This window comes from uncultured Algibacter sp. (genome assembly GCF_963976535.1).
GTDB lineage: Bacteria > Bacteroidota > Bacteroidia > Flavobacteriales > Flavobacteriaceae > Algibacter_B.
On record NZ_CAXBLF010000027.1, the window covers coordinates 23,002 to 43,422 of the forward strand.

General features: G+C 33.3%; 12 protein-coding genes. All 12 read right to left on the minus strand.

From position 1 onward, the window contains the following. Positions 1 to 15 precede the first annotated feature (15 nt). Entirely contained in the window at positions 16 to 570 is a 555-nt protein-coding gene (locus tag AAC024_RS09130; RefSeq protein WP_339895021.1) for an RNA polymerase sigma-70 factor, read from the minus strand. An 811-nt stretch (positions 571 to 1,381) separates the two neighbouring features. Next, the gene (locus AAC024_RS09135; RefSeq protein WP_339895023.1) at positions 1,382 to 2,761 is read right to left on the minus strand and encodes a sugar porter family MFS transporter; all 1,380 of its coding nucleotides are present in this window, start codon (positions 2,759 to 2,761) and stop codon (positions 1,382 to 1,384) included. 11 nt (positions 2,762 to 2,772) lie between these two features. Continuing rightward, the gene (locus tag AAC024_RS09140) at positions 2,773 to 3,621 is read right to left on the minus strand and encodes an endonuclease/exonuclease/phosphatase family protein (protein WP_339895024.1); all 849 of its coding nucleotides are present in this window, start codon (positions 3,619 to 3,621) and stop codon (positions 2,773 to 2,775) included. Between the two features lie 3 nt (positions 3,622 to 3,624). Beyond that, positions 3,625 to 5,733, minus strand: coding sequence for a glycoside hydrolase family 97 protein (locus AAC024_RS09145; RefSeq protein ID WP_339895026.1), 2,109 nt, complete (start codon positions 5,731 to 5,733; stop codon positions 3,625 to 3,627). A gap of 18 nt (positions 5,734 to 5,751) precedes the next feature. Then, the gene (locus tag AAC024_RS09150; protein WP_339895028.1) at positions 5,752 to 7,596 is read right to left on the minus strand and encodes a family 43 glycosylhydrolase; all 1,845 of its coding nucleotides are present in this window, start codon (positions 7,594 to 7,596) and stop codon (positions 5,752 to 5,754) included. Positions 7,597 to 7,606: 10 nt separating this feature from the next. After that, on the minus strand, positions 7,607 to 9,271 hold the full coding sequence (locus AAC024_RS09155; protein ID WP_339895029.1) for a sulfatase: 1,665 nt from the start codon (positions 9,269 to 9,271) through the stop codon (positions 7,607 to 7,609). Beyond that, the gene (locus tag AAC024_RS09160; protein WP_339895031.1) at positions 9,268 to 10,170 is read right to left on the minus strand and encodes an alpha/beta hydrolase; all 903 of its coding nucleotides are present in this window, start codon (positions 10,168 to 10,170) and stop codon (positions 9,268 to 9,270) included. The genes AAC024_RS09155 and AAC024_RS09160 overlap by 4 nt, the downstream gene beginning before the upstream one ends. Positions 10,171 to 10,208: 38 nt before the next feature. Continuing rightward, entirely contained in the window at positions 10,209 to 12,824 is a 2,616-nt protein-coding gene (locus AAC024_RS09165) for a glycoside hydrolase family 2 TIM barrel-domain containing protein (protein ID WP_339895032.1), read from the minus strand. A 19-nt stretch (positions 12,825 to 12,843) separates the two neighbouring features. Further along, on the minus strand, positions 12,844 to 15,087 hold the full coding sequence (locus AAC024_RS09170; protein WP_339895034.1) for a glycoside hydrolase family 3 N-terminal domain-containing protein: 2,244 nt from the start codon (positions 15,085 to 15,087) through the stop codon (positions 12,844 to 12,846). 9 nt (positions 15,088 to 15,096) lie between these two features. Beyond that, positions 15,097 to 17,196: a glycoside hydrolase family 97 protein gene (locus tag AAC024_RS09175; RefSeq protein ID WP_339895035.1), complete on the minus strand. Its 2,100-nt coding sequence runs from the start codon at positions 17,194 to 17,196 to the stop codon at positions 15,097 to 15,099. A gap of 10 nt (positions 17,197 to 17,206) precedes the next feature. Continuing rightward, positions 17,207 to 19,528, minus strand: a complete 2,322-nt coding sequence (gene bglX / locus AAC024_RS09180) for a beta-glucosidase BglX (protein WP_339895037.1) — start codon at positions 19,526 to 19,528, stop codon at positions 17,207 to 17,209. 3 nt (positions 19,529 to 19,531) lie between these two features. Further along, on the minus strand, positions 19,532 to 20,323 hold the full coding sequence (locus AAC024_RS09185; RefSeq protein WP_339895039.1) for a phospholipase: 792 nt from the start codon (positions 20,321 to 20,323) through the stop codon (positions 19,532 to 19,534). Positions 20,324 to 20,421: the final 98 nt, after the last annotated feature.

Below are 20,421 nucleotides of genomic sequence, written 5' to 3' on the forward strand. Positions count from 1 at the left end.
GAAATTTGATTTTTTTTAAATAAGAAGCAACATTATGATTACATCTAGTGAACCACGAAGCTTCTTTAAGGCTCTTGAATAATGTGTTTTTACCGTATTTACTGAAATACCAAATTGTTTTGCCACTTCCTTGTACTTTAAATTTTCAAGTACAATCGCTTTAAAAACTTCTTTGCTTTTCTCGGGTAAGGCCTCGACTTCTTTTAATAATTTCTTTTTTTTCTCCTCAATACTCACCATATCAACATTTTCAACTTCCATTAAATTATTAATTTGATCTTCAATTTCTTCGAAATGATATTTCGATTTCTTTTTAACCGCCTGTAGCGTGTTATTCTTTACAGACTTAAAAAGGTAGGGGCTAATAGCTCCTTCAAATTTCATATATATTTTTTCGTCCCAAAGTTTTACAAATAGATCTTGTACAATGTCTTCGGACAATTGAAAAGAGTCACAATATTTTAAAGCGTAGATACTTAATGGTATATAATACAAATCAAACAATTCTTTGTAAGCAGCAGGATCTCCGCTTTTAAGTTTCGCAAGGATTATTAAGTCTTTTGAATTCATCTGTTAAAATAAACAATAAGAAATGTTTGCCAATAATATTATGCTAATATAGTTTAATTTGACAAATGACATTGCGAACCTAAGAGCAGTGACGAATGTATATAGAGCGATGTAAAACGTTAGTTTCTTTTTTATAAATACCACAGGCTTTTGCTATTTATTTTAAACAACTATTTGTTTTTTGATTAGAACAAAGTGTTAGTAATGCTAATGAATTGGTGTTTTCAGAAATAGCCTTATCCTCTTTAACGATATCTTACGCTTTAGGTAAAAGAGTAATTTTAACTGTTTCCTTTGTTTTTTCTCGTTTGGTGAATATCCAACAATTGTAATCTTTCCTTTTGGTGACTTGATTTGTAGTAAGTTCTTTTACATCTTAATAAGACAGACCAATATAACAAGCAAACTTTTGTGGATTATAAATGTCTTTGTAGCCATTAGTTTTGACCCACATATTCCAAGATACTATTTCCCCAACTCCAAGAGCAGATGTAGCAATTCGATGATTATTATTCAATATCTGGTCTTGTGTAATAATGGTATTTATCATTTTTTTATAAGTACCTGACAAAAATTAATTTTGAGAAATAAACTACTTGCCATTTTCAGGACATTAAAGGTCTCACAGTCCACGATAGCTATCGGGATTGAAAACCTCTGAGTTCTACGTAACTAAAAATTCGTAATATGCTATATCTGTGTGGTTTATAGTGCTATTCTAAATTTTTGTTATGTCCTAAAAATTTTTAGGCAATATTTAATCAAACATTTAGCTCCATTCTTGAAAATAATATAGAACAACTCATTAATACTATTCCTTCCAGAATTCTTCAATTTCTTCAAGCGTTTTTCCTTTTGTTTCAGGAATGTATTTATAAGTAACAATCATTATTATTATTATAAATGCAATAAATATAAAATAAGGTAAAGAACCATTCCAAGTGGCTCCATTATTTACGTCGCTATCCATAACTACTGGAAAAGATTGCGATACCACATAATTTGCCGCCCATTGTGCTGCAACAGCAACGGACATAGCAACGCTACGTATTTTATTGGGAAACATTTCTGAAAGTATAACCCAAACAACCGGCCCCATAGAAAGCGCAAATGACGCTATAAAAATCAGCACACCTAATAATGATAAAAAACCAACAGATTGTTGTTGTAGCGTAATTCCTAATAATAAAAATCCAACAATCATACCAATAGACCCAATGTATATTAATGGTTTTCTTCCAAATTTATCGACCGTAAACATAGCAACAAAAGTGAATATCAGGTTAATAAATGCTAACAATATCTGTTGTGCTAAAATGTCTTCTTTTCCAAAACCAAGTGCTTTTTCAAAAATATCGGCACCATAATATAAAACAGCATTTATTCCTGTAAATTGTTGCAAAACGGACAGTGTCGTTCCTATAATTATAATTCCAAGTATTATTTTCGAAAAATAATTTACTTTAATATCGCTATCGCTGGTTTTAAGGGAGTCTTTTATCTCTTCTATTTCTTTATTCGCTTGATCTGCACCATGTATCTTAGTCAAGATAGCTAATGCATCATTATCTTTTCCTTTAAGCGCTAACCATCGTGGGCTTTTAGGGACAAAAAACAATAGTATTAAGAATAGAGAACTTGGAATTAATTCTGACCAGAACATGTGTTTCCAACCAAATGCTATATTCTCCGCTTCAGATAAATTATTTCCAATAAAATAGGTGGCCAAAAACACTACAAAAAAACCAATGACTATGGCGAGCTGGTAGTAAGTAACCATTTTTCCGCGTATATCACTTGGTGCAATTTCGGCTATGTACAGCGGTGCATTCATTGATGCAATACCAATACCCAGGCCACCAATAATTCTGAATACAACTAATAAAGAAACAGACTCTGAAAAAATAGATGGCAAACCAGAACCATAGGCTGATATTGAAAATAATACGGCTGAAATTATTAAAGAGTGTTTTCTACCAAATCTTATACTTAAAGGTCCAGAGATAATGGCACCAACTAAACATCCTAACAGGGCGCTTCCTACTACCCAGCCTTTCATTGCTGAATCCAAATCAAAATGTTTACTTAAATAAAATTGAGCCCCATTAATAACACCTGTGTCATAGCCGAATAATAATCCGCCTAATGCAGATACTGCTGTTATTAATAATAAAAATGTTTTTTTATTCATAATTTGTGTTTTTAGTTAGTTTTTGTTAATTGTATTTCAATATAAACAGGCAAATGATCTGACGGATATCTACATTCTACAGAATCACTTAAAACGGCATATTTATTGACTTTAATATTACTTTTACTTGTGAAAATATAATCAATCCTTCTAGTTACTGGTTTATCAAAATTGAAACCATTAAAAGTACCTATGGAACCAAAAGGTTTAGTTTTTGAAACCTCTCTGGAATCGCTAAAATAGTTTTTAAAAAGTTGAATATTCTCAGTTTCTGGTTCTAAATTAAAATCGCCCATTAAAACCACTGGATAATTTTTGGTATTTAATTTCTCTATTGTTTTAAGAATCAATTTAGGGCTTTCCATCCTTGCAACCTTCCCAACATGGTCAAAATGCGTATTGAATACCCAAAAAGCTTTATTAGTTTTTATATTCTTAAAAAGTGCATAAGTACAAACTCTGTTGCAAACGGCATCCCAACCCATCGAGACTTTAATGGGTGTTTCAGATAGCCAAAAGGTTGAACTTTCTATTATTTTAAATTTCTCCTTTTTATAAAATATCGCCGAATATTCACCTTCATCTTTACCTTCATCACGTCCCACTCCAACATAACTATAATTTACTAACGTATGGTCCAAATATTTCATTTGATTTGGTAATGCCTCCTGAACACCAATAACATCTGGTTCATAAAAATTAATTTGTCCAACAACTATTTCCTTGCGGTTTTCCCAACTATTATTGTCTTCTTTTGGATAATCTAATTTGATATTGTAAGTCATAATTTTAGTAGTTTCCTGTCCGTACAACATGCTAAAACTAAATACCAATACTATAAATAAACTGAACCTTTTCATTTTTTAATTTTTAGGAATTAATGAAATTGCACATCCACCACCTTGAGCTAAATTAAGTTTTAAAATAGTACTTTTATTCACATTGTTCTCTTCTATTTCAAAAACTTCTGGATTATCTAAATAATGAGATTCTGATGTATCTTTATATAATCTCGCTATATAAGTTTTACCTTCATCTAAAAAGTCAAGTTTTATTTTTATAGTGCGTTTATTTTCATCAGTAATCGCACCCAAAAACCAATTTTTAGTACTTTTTTCTTGTCGTGCAACAGTAATAAACTCACCTATTTCTGCATTTAAAACTTTAGAAGTATTCCAATCTACTCCAACGTCTTTAATAAATTGCATTGCTGGGTGCCCTTTATAATGCTCTATTAAATCTGGTACCATTTGCACAGGGCTATACAACACCACATATAAAGCTAATTGATGCGCCAATGTAGTATTGATTTGATTTTCTGGTCTTGATGGTTTTAACGAAGTATTGAAAATTCCTGGCGTATAATCTATAGGACCTCCTAACATTCTGGTGAATGGGACAATGGTTAAATGTTCTGGCGGATTGCCACCATCTTTAGCCCAAGCATTATACTCTTGCCCTCTAACACCCTCACGAGCAATAGCTACTGGATAGGTTCGCCGTTTGCCTGTTGCTTTAATAGGCTCGTGTGCATTAATAGCCACTTGAGTTTCCAAACCTTTTTCTAATACTTTTTGATAATGGTTTACCATATATTGACCATGATGGTACTCCCCTTCTGGAAGAATACTACCTACGTAGCCTGTTTTTACCGCATGAATCCCAAGATTTTTCATCAATGCAAAAGCGGTATCCAATTGTTTTTCATAACGAATAATATCTGCAGAGGTTTCATGATGCATTACCAATTCTACACCTTTACTTTTCCCGTATCGAACCACTTCTTCTAAATCATAATCTGGATATGGTGTTACAAAATTGAAATGTACTTTTTTATTTTTTTTATCCCACCATTTTTCCCAACCTGTATTCCAGCCTTCAACAAGCATTCCGTCAATATTATGCTCTGAGGAAAAATCAATCATTTCTTTAGCATATTTAGTATTTGCTCCATGGTACTTTCCTGAATAATCCCAACTCCCTGTACCAATATGCATATCCCACCAAATACCTGAATATTTCATAGGTTTAAAATATAACATGTTATCAATAATACTTGGGTCGTTTAGATTTACAATGAGCTTAGATTCAATCAAACTTCCTGCTCTATCTGCAATTTGAATGGTCCTCCATGGTGTGTTAAATGGTGTTTGTCGTTTTACTTTTATGTTTTCACTGTTACCTACTAATTCGCTTTTCATTTTTAAATTTTGAGTATCAACCGCTAAGGTCATACCTGCATAATTAGTTAAATCAGCCTCATGAAAACTTAAATACAAACCAGAACTCGTTTTCATGGTTACAGGTGTATTTACAGCATTTTCAGGTATGTAGGTTTGCCCTAAATGTGTCTCCGGTTCATAATGCTTTAAAGCATCAATTTCAGAAAACTTAGTGGTGTTATAGAGGTATTCGTAAATATCCCAATCGCCAGGAATCCACCATACTTTATGGTCACCTGTCAAATTAAATTCGGTGTTTTCATCAATAATCACTACATCATTCAAATGCTCTTGCTTCGGGAATTCATATCTAAATCCAATACCATCATCATAGACTTTAAAGACAATATTCAATCTTCGTTTTAATTTTGAGGTTTCTACTAATTCAACTTTAAGTGCATTATAATAATTTCTAACTTGAGCGTCTTCTCCCCAAATCATGTCCCAAGTTTCATCTGTAGTAGATGCCTTTACATTTATAATTTTGAAGTTTTCGCTCAAAGGCGAAGACGCTTTCAAATCAAAACTCATTTTAGAAGTATCAATTACTTTTTCATTTTTGTAATTAACTACATAAGTTGGTTCCCCTTTATCTGAAATAAAAAAATCGACTTTCACGAATTCATTAGGAGAAGTAACCGTTGTATTTAGTTGACTATTATTACATGATAAAATTGTAACGGCAATGATTAAAATTGAATAAACGATTATAATGGTATAAATTGATTTTAACTTTAAAATTATTTTCATAATTATTGAAATACTGTTTTACGGTGTAAAAAGGATATCGCTTTTTATTGAAATACCATTTTCATTAAAGGCTTCAACCTGATAATAATAGTTTGTATCTGTGTTTAAAGCTCGTAACTCGTAATTAGGCTCATCATAAATTAAAGCAGATAAATTGAGTTTGTCTTTAGAGATTCCCCAATAAATGACGTAGCCGGTTGCGCCTTTAACGTTATCCCAAGTAAGGTCTGCATTTCTCCTATCACTTTGGCGTACTACATTAAAGTGTTTAGGACTAGCGGGAAGGTTTTCTAACCCATTACCAAACACTCTGAATTCAGAAATTGACAAATTTTTAGTTGAACAAAAAATATGATTGTATCTTACATAACGTCCTCTTTCAGGCTTTTCGAGCTGAATATATGCGTGAGGTTGGTCTTTTTTATTTTTAGAATAATCGATTATGGTTCTCCAGTTTTTACCATCATCAGAAGTTTCAATTATAAACTGCTGCCTTAAATCTTCAGGTCTCCCAAAAATGACACTATTAAAATCTTGAAAATTAATTTGAATTGCTTTGATATCCATTTGCTTTTGCAAATCAATTTCAACAAAAATGGAGTCGTTATTAGCTTCAGATACCCAAAAAGATCTTATTTCTTCATCATTAATTTTAGCAATATCATATTCTTTAATTTGCCCAAGCATATAGCCACTCTTACTTTCATCTTGAACATTAATTTCTGCTTTAACCGTTGCAGAATTGGTTGTTACAGGTTTGTTGTAGGATAGTAGCATCCAACCTGTAAAACGGTTTTTATGCTCGTTAACTTTGGCATTGGGTAAATAATGTGGATAATCACCATAAGCTGTATTCACATACATTTGTCCATTATCTTCAAATCCTGCGGGATACATTCCTAACCGTCTTTCAAATAACTGATTTACTGAAATTGCCATGGTGGAGTAATGCCATAGATTGCCATTGTTATCTTTTACCGTGCTTCCGTGTCCTGAACCTTTTAGAAAACCTCCTGGTTTATAAGAAATAGGGTTATATGCTGCGTATTTAAATGGCCCAAGTGGGCTTTTGCTAGTGTAAACACCATCGGCATACACGTTCCATTGAGTTCCTGGAGCACCATATTCTAGATAATAGGTGTCATTGTGTTTCATCATCCAAGGACCTTCAATAAAAGGATCTATTTCAATTTCCGATTTGTGATCTTGACCAAAACGTTCCCAACCATGGTTTTTTGGATCTAAGTAAATAAGGTCTGTTTGCTCACCGATTGGAATATAGTCATTATCAACATCCAATTCTATGCCGCGTATAGGCCATTTGTTTGAAGATTCTTCATAGAGATATACTTTACCATCATCATCTACAAAAAGGTTGGGGTCTTGAACACCACCTTTAACGCTAACAACTGCATAATTAGTTTTCCAATCGCCTAATTCAGGATTATCAGTTTCAATAACCGCACCTCGTCCTGATGGGTCTCCAAGCACAATGATTTTACCGTCTATAATTGCCGCCGCCGGAGCATTACTCCCGTTAAAATACCAACTTTGTGGTTTTATAAACGTCCAGTTGCTCATATCATCAGAGGCCCAATACCCATGAGAACGGGTAGAAAATAAATAAAACCTACCTTTAAAATTTACCACTGCGGGGTCTGCCCCAGAACGATGGGATACATTGTTTTTTGCTCGATAATGAGACATGTAAGAATAGTCTATGTCGATAGGATTACAGTAAGTTTTGTAATTCTTTTGTTCTGTTGTAGTGAATTGATTATTGTTAGCTGTTTTGGAATTATCCTCTTTTTCAATACATGATTGAAGAAAAAACCAACTAATAACTACAATGAGATATCTCATAATTGAAAAATTAATGTTCATAAGATTTTATAGGTTTTCCTCGTAAACGTTCAAAACTTTTATAGCTTCTTTTAATTTGTGCTTTACTAGCTTGTTTGAATTCTTCATCTGTAACTTTATATTCTGTCTGTAACTGATTTAATCGCTCTCTAAGTTTTACTTCTATAGCATCATAATTCTCATCATTTATTACATTATTGATTTCTGATGGATCTGTTTCTAAATCATACAATTCCCATTCATCAATATCATCATAAACATGAATTAGTTTATAACGCTTGGTACGAACACCATACATTTTTTTAACCATGTGAAACGCAGGAAAATCATAATAATGATAATAAATTGCATCTCTAAAATCTTCATCTTCTATAGTATTAGTCAATAATGGTTTTAAAGATTTTCCTTGCATATCGTTTGGAATTTCAACTTGTGCAAAATCTAAAAAAGTTTCAGCAAAATCTAGATTTTGGGTTAAAGCAGTCACTTTTGTCCCTGGTTTTATAGCTCCTGGGAATTTCATAAGCATAGGCATTCCCAAAGATTCTTCATACATAAAACGCTTATCAAACCAGCCTTTTTCACCTAAATAAAAACCTTGGTCTGTCGTGTAAACCACAATGGTATTTTCTTCTAAATTATTAGCTTTTAAATAATCTAGAATTTTACCAACACCTTCATCAACTGCTGCAATAGTGGCTAAATAATCTTGTAAATAGCGTTGCAATTTCCATAAGTCTAAATCTTTTCCTGATAAATTGGCATCGTGAAACGCATCGTTTTTTGGTTGGTAGGCTTTATCCCAATCTGCTCGTTGCTCAGGTGTCATGCGCTCAAAATCTGTTTTCCATGGGTTGTGTGCCAATTCTGGATTCCCTTTTTTCTTTGTCATTTTTAAATCATGACCTTCATACATATCCACATAAATGGTTTGCGACTGTTCTTTTGAAGCCATTGAACCCTCATGGTCTGTAAAATACGTATCAGGTACAGGAAACTTTACATTATCATATTTATTGACGTGTCGTAAAGCGGGCATCCAATTTCTATGCGGTGCTTTGTGCTGAACCATCATCATAAATGGCGCTGTATCATCTTTAATTTTCTCTAAATACCGAATCGCATCTTCAGTAACGATATCAGTTGCATACCCCTGAATCATAGTCGTATCTACCTTTTTAGTTGCTGGGTTTTTAGCAACAAAATTAGGATTGTAATAATTGCCTTGGTCTTGCAGAATGTTCCAATAATCGAACCCTTCAGGAACGCCATGCAAATGCCATTTACCAATAACAGCCGTTTTATAACCTGCATTTTTTAGTAGTTTTGGAAAAGTTTGTTGGCTACCATCAAAACGATCACCATTCATTTTAAACCCATTAATATGACTATGCTTTCCTGTTAGAATTACAGCACGACTAGGACCACAAATAGAGTTGGTACAGAAATTATTTTTGAAAATCGCGCCTTCATTGGCAATTCTATCAATGTTTGGTGTTGGTGCTAATTGACTTATTGGATGCCCATATACACTTATAGCTTGGGTGGCATGGTCATCTGCCATGATGAAAATAATGTTTGGTCGTTTTGAGCTTTCAACAGCAACTTCCTTTTTTTTGTTTTTACAAGATTGAAAAGCTATGGTTATTAAAAGTATATAGATTATGTTTTTCATGGCTTTTTTATAATTATTCTTTTTGTTTGAATGGTTTCTTTATGCTGAATCGTTTGATTGAAAAATTCTAGAATATTATCTAGCTGATTAAAAGGAATTTGACTTAATTCATGTTTTCCTCCAACGACTTTATAAAAATAATACGATGCTCCCAAATCATTTAATTTATTGGCTATAATTTCAGAGCCATCTAAAATCAAATAGCCCAAACTGTTTGTAGCACAATAGTGGTGTGGTGCTTTTCCAACAGGCACTAAGTTATCCTCTGTTCCATGAAACATAACTGTTGGTACAGCATTTTCTATGGTTATATAATCTGCATCTACCACAGCACCAGCCAAGGAAATTACTCCTGCAAAATTTACATCGTTATATTTTGAAACATCATCTACAAAAAACAATTTCAAGTACACAGCATTTAAAACCCCTTCTGCACCAGCACTACTACCTCCAGCTATAATCCTTGTTGGATCAATTTGAAATTTATCTTTATTATCGACTACATACTTCGCAGCATCCAAATAATCAATGGCGGCTTGTCTAAAAATATCGAGTTTGAAAGTTTTTGGACAGTCGCAACCAAAACCTGTTTCAAAATTTTTGAGCAATAATCTATATGAAATTGAAATTCCTATATATCCATTTTTCGTTAAGTATTTCATCATTTTAACTTCATCTGGATTATCTTTTTTTCCGCTAGAAAACCCACCTCCGTGCATCCATAAAACCACAGGTAAACTATCATGAGTTTTGATGTTTTTTGGTGTATAAATATCCATTTTTAAGGAGTCTGAACCTTTTATAGCATACGTGTAAGTGGCTTTGTTTTGAGACCACATGAAACTACTTATGCATAAGAACAATACAAAAAGTTTAAGATTTGAATACAGTAATTTCATTTTGATGGTTTATTTTTATTATATCTATTTCAGTCTATTTAATTCAGTTTTTCAATTAAAACACCACTTATTACAGGTTTTCCTTCAATAGGTTTTAAAGTAATTGTTAGCCCTTCATTATTGTTCACATTAATGATAGCCGTTTTTTCAACACCATATTTTTCTGGATATTGTTCAGCCATATTAAACTGATTTTCAATACATTCCTCATTCAAAAAAATATCAAAAATGCGTTGTTCTTTTTCACTTTTAGATAATTCAACAATAACATTCAAATTATAAATATTCTCTGTAGGCTTTATTTTAGGCTCCACAAAAAACAAACTCACTTTGTAAGCGCCATTGGGTATATCTAATTTATAGTTGGTACAGCCTTCCAACATGGTTTGAAACAAAGGTTCCGAATTCGTGTTTCTAATACTATAAGACATCCCTTGATGCTTATCTTTACTTACATTAAATACTTCTCCATTTACATAGCCAAACTTTCCTTTTTCATAAGGTTGGTCTGGAATAAAAGTGATTTGATGTTCTTTATCTGCAAAGTAGAAATGGGATCCCATATTGATTCCAATGCGTGAAAACGTATCAAAATTTAACGCATCTGTTTTTAAGATTTGAATCGTTTTTTCTTCGGAAATATTTTCAGTAATTACCTTGATATGATTTGTTCCATCTTGAAATGGTAGGTAAACCGTAGCCACTCCATTTTCGAATGAAATCTCTTGAAATTTGCTGCCATTTAAAAAAACTATGCCTGAATTTTGATTAGAGTACATTTGAACAGGATACGTATCGTCATCAAATACTGTTAAACCATCCAAATGAGTTGAAGCCATATAAATAAAAGGTTCCTTTTTATTTAAGACTGATTTATACCAATAATAAATATCCTTTGGAGTTCTATCGAACTGCACCAGGCCTTTTTGATTAACGTGCGGAATGGCATCGCCACGAAACTCCGACCCAAAATCGGCAAAATTCCAAGCGGTCATGCCTGCCATATAAGTTCTATCAGTAATTTGCTGATAGTAGGATTGATGTAATTTAGCTTGATAATCGGTTGAAAAATCAAACTTTTTTGGGTTTTTAGTAAAAATTCTAACATCGGCTCCGGGTCCATATTCAGAAAGTAATAGCGAACGGTTTGGATATCTTTTGTGTTGTTCATCTAAAAAAATACCCAAATCTGGAATATCTTTATCATACCAGCCAAAATATAAATTCCAACCAAATAGCATGGGTAAATCGGCTATTCCAGTTTCGTTGTACAATTCGTTTAAATGACCAGCCATAACCGTAATATGGTTTGGTGCCAACTCGCGAGTTAATTGCTCTAATAGTTTTGCTAAAGTTAGAGCTGTCTTTTTCTTATTTTCCTTCTCGATGTTGGTAGATTTATTGTCAAAAGCTAATCTTAAATAAATCTCATTCATGTAGCCTAACATGACCACGGAAGGGTAATTATAATATTGTTTTACATGCTCTTTTTGCATGTTTATACACACATCAAAAAACGCCTTAGAATCAGTTACTTTATTGACTATTGGAATTTCAGACCAGACTAAAATTCCAAGTTTATCACACATATCATACAATTCTCTGGACTGAGGATAGTGCGCATTTCTAAGCACATTGGCTCCCATATTTTTTATGAGCTGAATATCCTTTTTTTGAAGTTCCATAGGCACCGCATTTCCATAACCTTTATAATCCTGATGCCGATTAACCCCTATGAGTTTTATGAGTTTTCCATTTAAAAAGAAACCTTTATCAGCATCTACACTAACCCAACGGAAACCTATATTTTGCCATTTTTCATCTAAAAAATTTCCGTGTTTATCTAATAGTTGAAGTTTTAGCTTATATAAATATGGTGATTCTGGAGACCATAATTTTGGATTTTTAACTTCGGAAAATTTAATGGTTGCGACTTCGGAAGTATTGCCGTTAATCTTCAATATTTTTTGTTGACTTTGAAGTATTTGCTCTTCAGCATCCAAAAGCATAATTTTTATAACATTTGAAGCTTTAGAATTTTCAAAATTATCAATTATAACTTTTACAGAAACGCCTACTTTATCTTCTGAAACATGATAATAATCTACATAAAATCCATCTGATGCAAAATCGGACAACGAGATATGTTGCTTTGGTTTTGAAATGAGTTGTACATCGCGATAAATGCCACCGTAAAACGTGAAATCTGCATCTAATGGTGGAATATCAAGGTTATGGGTATTATCAACTTTAACTTCAATTAAATTATAAGTATCATAATTTATATATTTAGAAATATTAAAATTGAAAGCAGTATAGCCTCCTTTGTGATTTCCTATATGATGTCGATTTACATAAACATCAGTTTCTTGATTTACACCTTTAAAATGGAGGTAATGTTCAAATTTACTACTTTCAGCAGAAAAAAAAAGTTGTTTTTTATACCAACCAACACCTCTATGATAGCCCATTTCATCATCAAAAGCATCATCCTTATTCCAGGTATGTGGAATGTTTACGGTTTGCCAATTTTCAGAAGTTTTATCGCCTAAAAAAAACTGCCAACCAGAATTTATGATTTTTGACTGCGCATCATTTTTAAACGAAAAAGCCACACAAAAAAACAAGCATAGATATATAATTTTGTTTTTCATATATGGTATAGATTAGCTATTAATCGTTTAAGTTAAAAATGTGTTTAAATTTAAAGTCAGAGTTTGGCGCAATAGCAATTTCAAATTCGCCCGATTCAACTCCATAAGTCATTTCGCTATTGTAAAATTTTAAATCTTCAACTGAAATTGTAAATGTTACCACTTTACTTTCTCCTTTTTTTAAAAATATTTTCTGAAAGCCTTTGAGTTCTTTAACAGGTCTTGTAACGCTTCCTACTTTATCATGAATATATAGTTGAACAATTTCATATCCATCCATATTTCCTGAATTAGTAATTTTAACGGAAGCAATAATACTGTTTGAGAATGTCATCTGATTGGATGATAATTTTAAATCGGAATATTGAAATGACGTGTAACTCAAGCCATGTCCAAAAACAAACAATGGTGTATTTGGCACATCGATATAATTACTTTTATAATCCTCTCCAGCATTGGATTCAGGAATTGGTCTTCCTGTATTTTTCATGTTATAATAAATTGGTACTTGACCCACATTTCTTGGAAATGTAACGGTTAATTTGCCTGATGGATTAACTTCTCCAAAAAGTAAATCTGCAATCGCAGATCCTCCCATAGTTCCTGGAAACCAAACTTCTAATATGGCATCTACTAAATTAACTTCATCAGAGAGGTTTAACGGTCGCCCATTCATTAATACTAAAGTGATTTTTTTATTAGGATTAGCCTTTCGTATTTTCTTAATGAGTTTGGGCTGGATTCCTGGGATTTTCAAATTGGTTCTTGAAGCCGCTTCACCACTCATGTTATGTCCTTCTCCCATTACTAACACGATTTCATCTGCTTGTTTAGAAGCTGAAATTGCTTTGTTAAAACCAGAGTCATCATCTTTCAAAATCTCACTACCTTTAGCGTATAAAATCTGATGTGGTTTTAAGTATTCTGAAAGCCCTTCAAATACACTTATGGCTTTTCCATTACGGTCGCCTTTGGCAGCCCAATTTCCTAGAATATCATATTCATCCTTAACTAATGGCCCTATAAATGCAATCGATTTTGAGTTTCTATTAAGTGGTAATGCCTCATTATTATTCTGTAATAACACTGAAGAAGCCGCAGCAATTTCTCTAGCTTTAGCTAAATATTCTGGTTTGTATTTTGTATTTACTTCACGCTCTTCATCAATATATCGATAAGGATCATCAAACAGCCCTAATTTATATTTTGCTAGTAAAATTCGTTTACAAGCATCGTTTACATAATCTTCAGAAACTTTTCCCTCTTCAACCAATTTTTTTAAATGTAAGCGATAAATTTCTCCCATCATATCCATATCTACGCCGGTGTTCATTCCTATTCTGGCAGCATCTATACTATCTTTTGCAAATCCATGTGGAATCATTTCGTTAATAGATGTATAATCGGAAACAACGAATCCTTCAAAGTTCCATTCGCCACGAAGAATATCTCGAAGCGTAAACTTATTACCAGAAGTTGGCACGCCGTTAAGCTCGTTAAAAGCCGACATAAAGGTTTCTACACCGGCATCAACAGTTGCTTTAAAAGGTGGTAAATAAACATTTCGCAATTCACCTTCTCCCATATTTACAGTATGATAATCGCGTCCTGCTTGTGCTGCACCATAAGCTACATAATGTTTGGCGCAAGCTAAAATGGTATTGGGTTGCGATAAATCGTCTCCTTGAAATCCATGCACATAAGCTTTAGCAATTTGGCTTCCTAAATACACATCTTCTCCTGCGCCTTCAGAAATTCTTCCCCAACGCGGTTCTCTAGAAATATCTACCATAGGAGCAAACGTCCAATGCAACCCTTCTGCAGAAGCTTCTTCAGCGGCTATACGCGAGCTTTCTTCAACCATTTTTAAGTCCCAACTAGCAGACAATCCTAAATTGATTGGAAAAATGGTACGATGACCATGAATCACATCGTAACCAAATAATAATGGAATTCCCAAACGAGTTTCTTCAACTGCAATTTTTTGCAAATTGCGAGTCCCTTTAACAGTAAAAGCATTTAACATGGCTCCCATATTACCTTCGCGAATAAACTTGCCATTGTCCGACCCAACAATTGGTCCAGTCTGATCCCAACTACCACTATACATAACCGTTTGACCAATCTTCTCTTGAAGCGTCATAAGTTGCATCAACGAATCTACTTTGGCTTCAAATAGTTGTTGATTTATTTGCGCTTCTGAAAAATAACAGATGATTAAACTGAATATGAGTACTATTTTCGATTTTATAAATGAGTTCATTAAAATATTTTAATTCATTAATTGAAAACTAATTGCTGTGCCTCCTCCTTTTGCCAAATTCAAATTTAATGTTGATTTACGGGATACTGTTTTGGTAGTTATTTTATAACTTTTAGGGTTGTTTTCCCAATCTGCATCTTTACCATCTTGATATATAGTTGCCTTGTATTTTTTGCCTTTAGCTAAAAAATCTAATTTAATTTCTGTGCTTCTTGCATTTTCGTCAGTGATAGTTCCCAAGAACCAGTTTTCAGAATTTTTATCTTTTCTAACTACGGTTAAATAATCTCCAGGTTCCGCTTCTAAATAAATAGATTCTTGCCAATCTAAAGGCACATCTTTTATAAACTGAAAGGCATCTAGATACTTTTCGTAATTTTCGGGTAAATCTGCAGCCATTTGCAGTGGTGAGTATAATGTAACATAAAGAGCTAACTGTTTTGCGAGTGTTGTATGTACTAATTCCTTTTTGTTAGAATCATAGATATTCATTTTGGTTTCAAAAATACCTGGTGTATAATCCATTGGACCTCCAAGTAAACGTGTAAAAGGTAAAATAGTTTCGTGCTCTGGTGGATTTCCATTACTCCAAGCATTAAACTCGTTTCCACGAGCAGCTTCAGCAGCAATATAGTTAGGGTAGGTTCTACTATAACCTGTAGGCCTTACACTTTCATGAGAATTTACCATAATTTGATAATCCGCAGCACGTTGTGCAACAAAGTTGAAATGATTTACCATGGTTTGCCCATCGTGAAATTCTCCACGAGGAATTATCTTGCCAACATAACCAGATTTTACAGCAGGGTAATTATATTTCTGCATCAGCTCAAATGCACGATCTAAGTGACGTTCGTAATTAGCAACCGAACCAGAAGTTTCGTGGTGCATAATCATCTTTACTCCTTTAGATTTTGCATAATTTCTAACTTCTTCTATATCAAAATCAGGATATGGTGTGGCAAAATCGAATACGTCTTCTTTCCATTTACCAAACCAATCTTCCCAACCAACGTTCCAACCTTCAACTAAAACGCCATCAAAACCATGTTTTGCTGCAAAATCTATATAATGTTTTGTATTTTCTGTTGTTGCTCCATGTTTACCTGATGGTATCATACGACTAGTTCCTGCATTCTGCGCATTTTGACTTCCTGCATAATCCCAAGTAGATTTCCCTACATGCATTTCCCACCAAATACCAATATATTTCATAGGTTTTATCCACGAGGTGTCTTTAATTTCACTAGGTTCATTTAAGTTTAAAATCATTTTTGAAGCCACAATTTTACGTGCATCATCACTAACCATAATGGTTCGCCAAGGCGTATGGGATGGTGTTCTTAAATAAGCTTTATCGCCAATGGCATTAGGTACTAAACTAGAAGAAAGTGCAAACATTTTGGTATCAACATCTAAATGCATTACAGGATAATTAACTACGGCTGCTTCAAAAATATTAATGTATAAACCATCTGAAGATTTCATCATTAAGGGTGATTGCACTCTATAATCGCTTTGAATACTTTTTAACGAAATGCCATTTCCTAAATCTAATTTAGAGTTATCAATTTCAGAAAGTTTCGTTTCATTATATACATATTCCTGACTGTCATAATCCCCTGGAATCCAAAATGTTTTATGATTCCCTGTTAGATTGAATTCGGTATTTTCATCTGAAATAATAAAGTATTCAACTGTGTTCTCAAGAGTAAATTCATATCTAAATGCAACGCCTTCATCATACACCTTAAAAACAATATCTAATTTTTTGTTTGTTCCTTTTTGATTTAAATGAAATCGTTTTTCGTTATAAAGGTTTCTTATTGAGAATTGCTCTCCTAAAACAGGCTGCCAAGTTTCATTAACTGTATTTTCTTCGGTTCCAACCATCATAAAATCATCAATCAATGACGTCTTGCCTTTTAATGAAACACCCAGTTTACTTAACTTGATGACGTCTTTGTTTTTGTAAAGTACTTTATACGTTGGTTCTCCTTGTGAGGTTAAAGAGAAATTAACTGTAATATCTTTTGAAGGTGAGTGGATTTGCTGTGCAAGCATTATTTGAAACGAGCAACACAGCATAAGTACTATTATTTTTTTCATCAATAATGATTTAGTTTATTAATTCAAATTCAGATTTCATAGTCGTATCTGAATTGGTTCCCACAAACACCTCAAACATGCCTGATTCAGCTACAAAATTCAAATCGTAATTATAAAATTTCAAATCATTAACGGTTAATTTGAACGTTATAGTTTTTGTTTCACCTTTCTCAAGTTCTATTTTTTGAAATCCTTTTAATTCTTTTACTGGTCTGGTTATAGAACCTACCAAATCCCTTATGTATAATTGCACGACTTCTTTTCCGTTAAAATTACCAGAATTTTTAATATCGACTGAAACTTCAATCGAGCCTTTTGGTGTCATTTGATTGGTACTCAATTTTAAGTTGGAATAGTCAAATTGCGTATAACTTAACCCAAACCCGAATGGATATAAGGGTTCGTTTCGTACATCTAAATAATTTGATTTAAATTTCTCGAACTTTCCTTCATTATTGCCCAATGGTCGTCCAGTATTTTTATGATTGTAATAAATAGGAATCTGCCCTACATTTCTAGGAAATGTCATTGTTAATTTCCCTGAAGGATTCACATCACCAAACAGCACATCTGAAATTGCTAAACCAGCTTCACTACCCGAAAACCAAACGTTAAGAATAGCTGGTACATTTTTATTTTCTTCTACTAAAGTCAAAGGTCTTCCTGTAAAAAGTACAACAACAACGGGTTTTCCGGTTTTTAAAAGGGCTTTTAAAAGATCCTTTTGAACTTGCGGAATATCGATATTAGTTCGACTGCTACTTTCACCACTCATTTCAGAAGCTTCTCCTAACGCCGCCACAATAACATCCGATTTTGAAGCTATAGCCAAAGCTTCATTAAGTAATTGATTGTCTGTCCTTCCGTCTCTTGGAATATCCCTTCCAAACATAGTTCCAAGTTTTTCAAATTCTAAATCATAATCCAAATTACTTCCTTTGGCATATAATATGTTAGCTTTGTCACCAACAACAGTTTCTAACCCATCTAGAAATGAAATAACATTTTCCATTTTAGTTGCAACACTCCAGGTTCCAGGCATATTCTCTTTTGTATTTGCCAGTGGTCCTACAAGGGCGATAGTTCCTGATTTTTTTAATGGTAAAATGTGATTATCATTTTTTAATAATACCATAGATTCTGCACTTACTTTTCTAGCAAATGCTCTATTTTCTTTTGTGAAAATCTCGGTTTTTGCTCTATTATCATCACAATATTTAAAAGGGTCATCAAATAAGCCTAATTGGTACTTTGCTGTTAAAATACGCTTTACAGCCTTATCTAAAGTTTCTATAGTTATTTTACCTTCTTCCAAAGATTTTTTTAGAGTAGTTAAAAAACCTTCAGCAACCATATCCATATCTAATCCAGCATTTAAAGCTTGAGCAGACACTTGTTGAAAATCTCCAACTCCATGATATATCATTTCTTCTATTCCAGTATAGTCACTAACAACAAAACCATTAAAACCCCAATCCGTTCTTAACAAATCAGTTAATAACCATTTATTACCCGTGGCTGGAACACCATCAATTTCGTTAAAGGCAGCCATTACGGAGCCTACACCTGCATCAATAGCGGCTCGGTACGGAGGCAAGTATTCATTGTACATTCTAATACGGCTCATATCAACTGTATTATAATCTCTACCAGCTTCTGGTGCACCATATAACGCAAAGTGCTTTACACAAGCTAGCATTGTATTATCTAATGTTAAATCATCACCTTGATAACCTTCTACCATAGCTTTTGCTATCTCACTTCCTAAAAACACATCCTCACCAGAACCTTCAGATACTCTTCCCCAACGTGGGTCACGAGAAATATCAACCATTGGCGAAAAAGTCCAGTTGATGCCATCAGCCGTGGCTTCTTTTGCGGCTACTTGAGCTGTTTTTTTAATAAGCCCCATATCCCAAGAACAAGATAATCCTAAAGGAATTGGGAAGGTTGTTTCATACCCATGAATAACATCCATTCCGAAAATTAAAGGGATTTTTAAACGGCTTTTTTCTATAGCAATTTTTTGAACTTCTCTAATACTGGCGACAGATTTTATATTGAAAAGACCACCAACTAATCCCTTTTCAATTTTAGTTCCTATATCAGAATTAGTGGCTTGACCAGTTGTAAATTGTCCAGCAGATGGCAAGTTTAATTGCCCTATTTTTTCATCTATAGTCATTAAACTTAAAATAGAATCTACTTTTTCTGCATAAGGAGCATTGCTGGAAGAAAGTGTATTAGATTTAGTTTGGTTTGAATTGCATGCTACTATTACAATTGCTACAATACCAAAAAAAATATGTTTGATTTTTATTAGTTTACTCATTATTTAATGTTTAATATTTGAAAATAGCCAGGGTAATAATTCTGATTCGGCAAAAGCAGAGTCCCAACTATTATGATTGTCTTTAGCATACAAAGTGAAATTTGGTTTACCGCCATTTTTTAAAATGGCATCTACCATATTTACTGAATATAATGGATTTACAACATCATCATTGGCTCCGTGAAATACCCAAAGTGGGATTGTCTTTGCATATTTTTTTGTGGCTTCAGGGTTTCCTGCACCACAAATAGCAAATGCTGCCGCAAAAAATTCTGGTTTTCTAAATAAGATTTCAAAAGTACCCATGCCTCCCATTGATAAGCCACCAACATAAATTTGATTTTTATTGATAAATGTTTTTAAAGCCATATCATCCATTAACTGCATGGTTAACTCCAAGGGCTTGGTAGGCCCAATATCTAATGGGAATTCTAATTTTATTGGTTTTGAAGACTTATCAACTGTTGCGTTTGCCCAAAAAGACTTCTTTGAACACTGAGGGAAGATGACAATGGCTGGAAACGAATCTCTGTTTTTTTCTGAAGCAAATATCGAACTTCCATGTACCAATTGTCTTTTGTTATTATTACCTCGTTCTCCTGCTCCATGAAGAAACAATACTAAAGGGTACTGCTTTGTTTCGTCAAAATGTTTTGGATACATGATACGGTACAATAAAGTGTCTTGGGCTTTAATGTATTTCTTCTCTTGATAAAGTGATTCTTGTGCAACCATTTTACCGCCAAAAAAAATCACTATTAAAACAAGTAATTTTATACTCTTTGAATGTGTCATTTATATTATTTATCTGTACTTACCCTTAAACGTCGTTATATATTAATAATTAGTAGTGTTCGATTAAAGAATCAAGACCGCTTCGCTGTTAGAACCAA

What these genes read in the sequence shown, in the direction of transcription:
- AAC024_RS09130 (WP_339895021.1), bottom strand. Translation starts at nt 570, where the DNA reads ATGAATTCAAAAGACTTAATAATCCTTGCGAAACTTAAAAGCGGAGAT.
- AAC024_RS09135 (WP_339895023.1), bottom strand. Translation starts at nt 2,761, where the DNA reads ATGAATAAAAAAACATTTTTATTATTAATAACAGCAGTATCTGCATTA.
- AAC024_RS09140 (WP_339895024.1), bottom strand. Translation starts at nt 3,621, where the DNA reads ATGAAAAGGTTCAGTTTATTTATAGTATTGGTATTTAGTTTTAGCATG.
- AAC024_RS09145 (WP_339895026.1), bottom strand. Translation starts at nt 5,733, where the DNA reads ATGAAAATAATTTTAAAGTTAAAATCAATTTATACCATTATAATCGTT.
- AAC024_RS09150 (WP_339895028.1), bottom strand. Translation starts at nt 7,596, where the DNA reads ATGAGATATCTCATTGTAGTTATTAGTTGGTTTTTTCTTCAATCATGT.
- AAC024_RS09155 (WP_339895029.1), bottom strand. Translation starts at nt 9,271, where the DNA reads ATGAAAAACATAATCTATATACTTTTAATAACCATAGCTTTTCAATCT.
- AAC024_RS09160 (WP_339895031.1), bottom strand. Translation starts at nt 10,170, where the DNA reads ATGAAATTACTGTATTCAAATCTTAAACTTTTTGTATTGTTCTTATGC.
- AAC024_RS09165 (WP_339895032.1), bottom strand. Translation starts at nt 12,824, where the DNA reads ATGAAAAACAAAATTATATATCTATGCTTGTTTTTTTGTGTGGCTTTT.
- AAC024_RS09170 (WP_339895034.1), bottom strand. Translation starts at nt 15,087, where the DNA reads ATGAACTCATTTATAAAATCGAAAATAGTACTCATATTCAGTTTAATC.
- AAC024_RS09175 (WP_339895035.1), bottom strand. Translation starts at nt 17,196, where the DNA reads ATGAAAAAAATAATAGTACTTATGCTGTGTTGCTCGTTTCAAATAATG.
- bglX (WP_339895037.1), bottom strand. Translation starts at nt 19,528, where the DNA reads ATGAGTAAACTAATAAAAATCAAACATATTTTTTTTGGTATTGTAGCA.
- AAC024_RS09185 (WP_339895039.1), bottom strand. Translation starts at nt 20,323, where the DNA reads ATGACACATTCAAAGAGTATAAAATTACTTGTTTTAATAGTGATTTTT.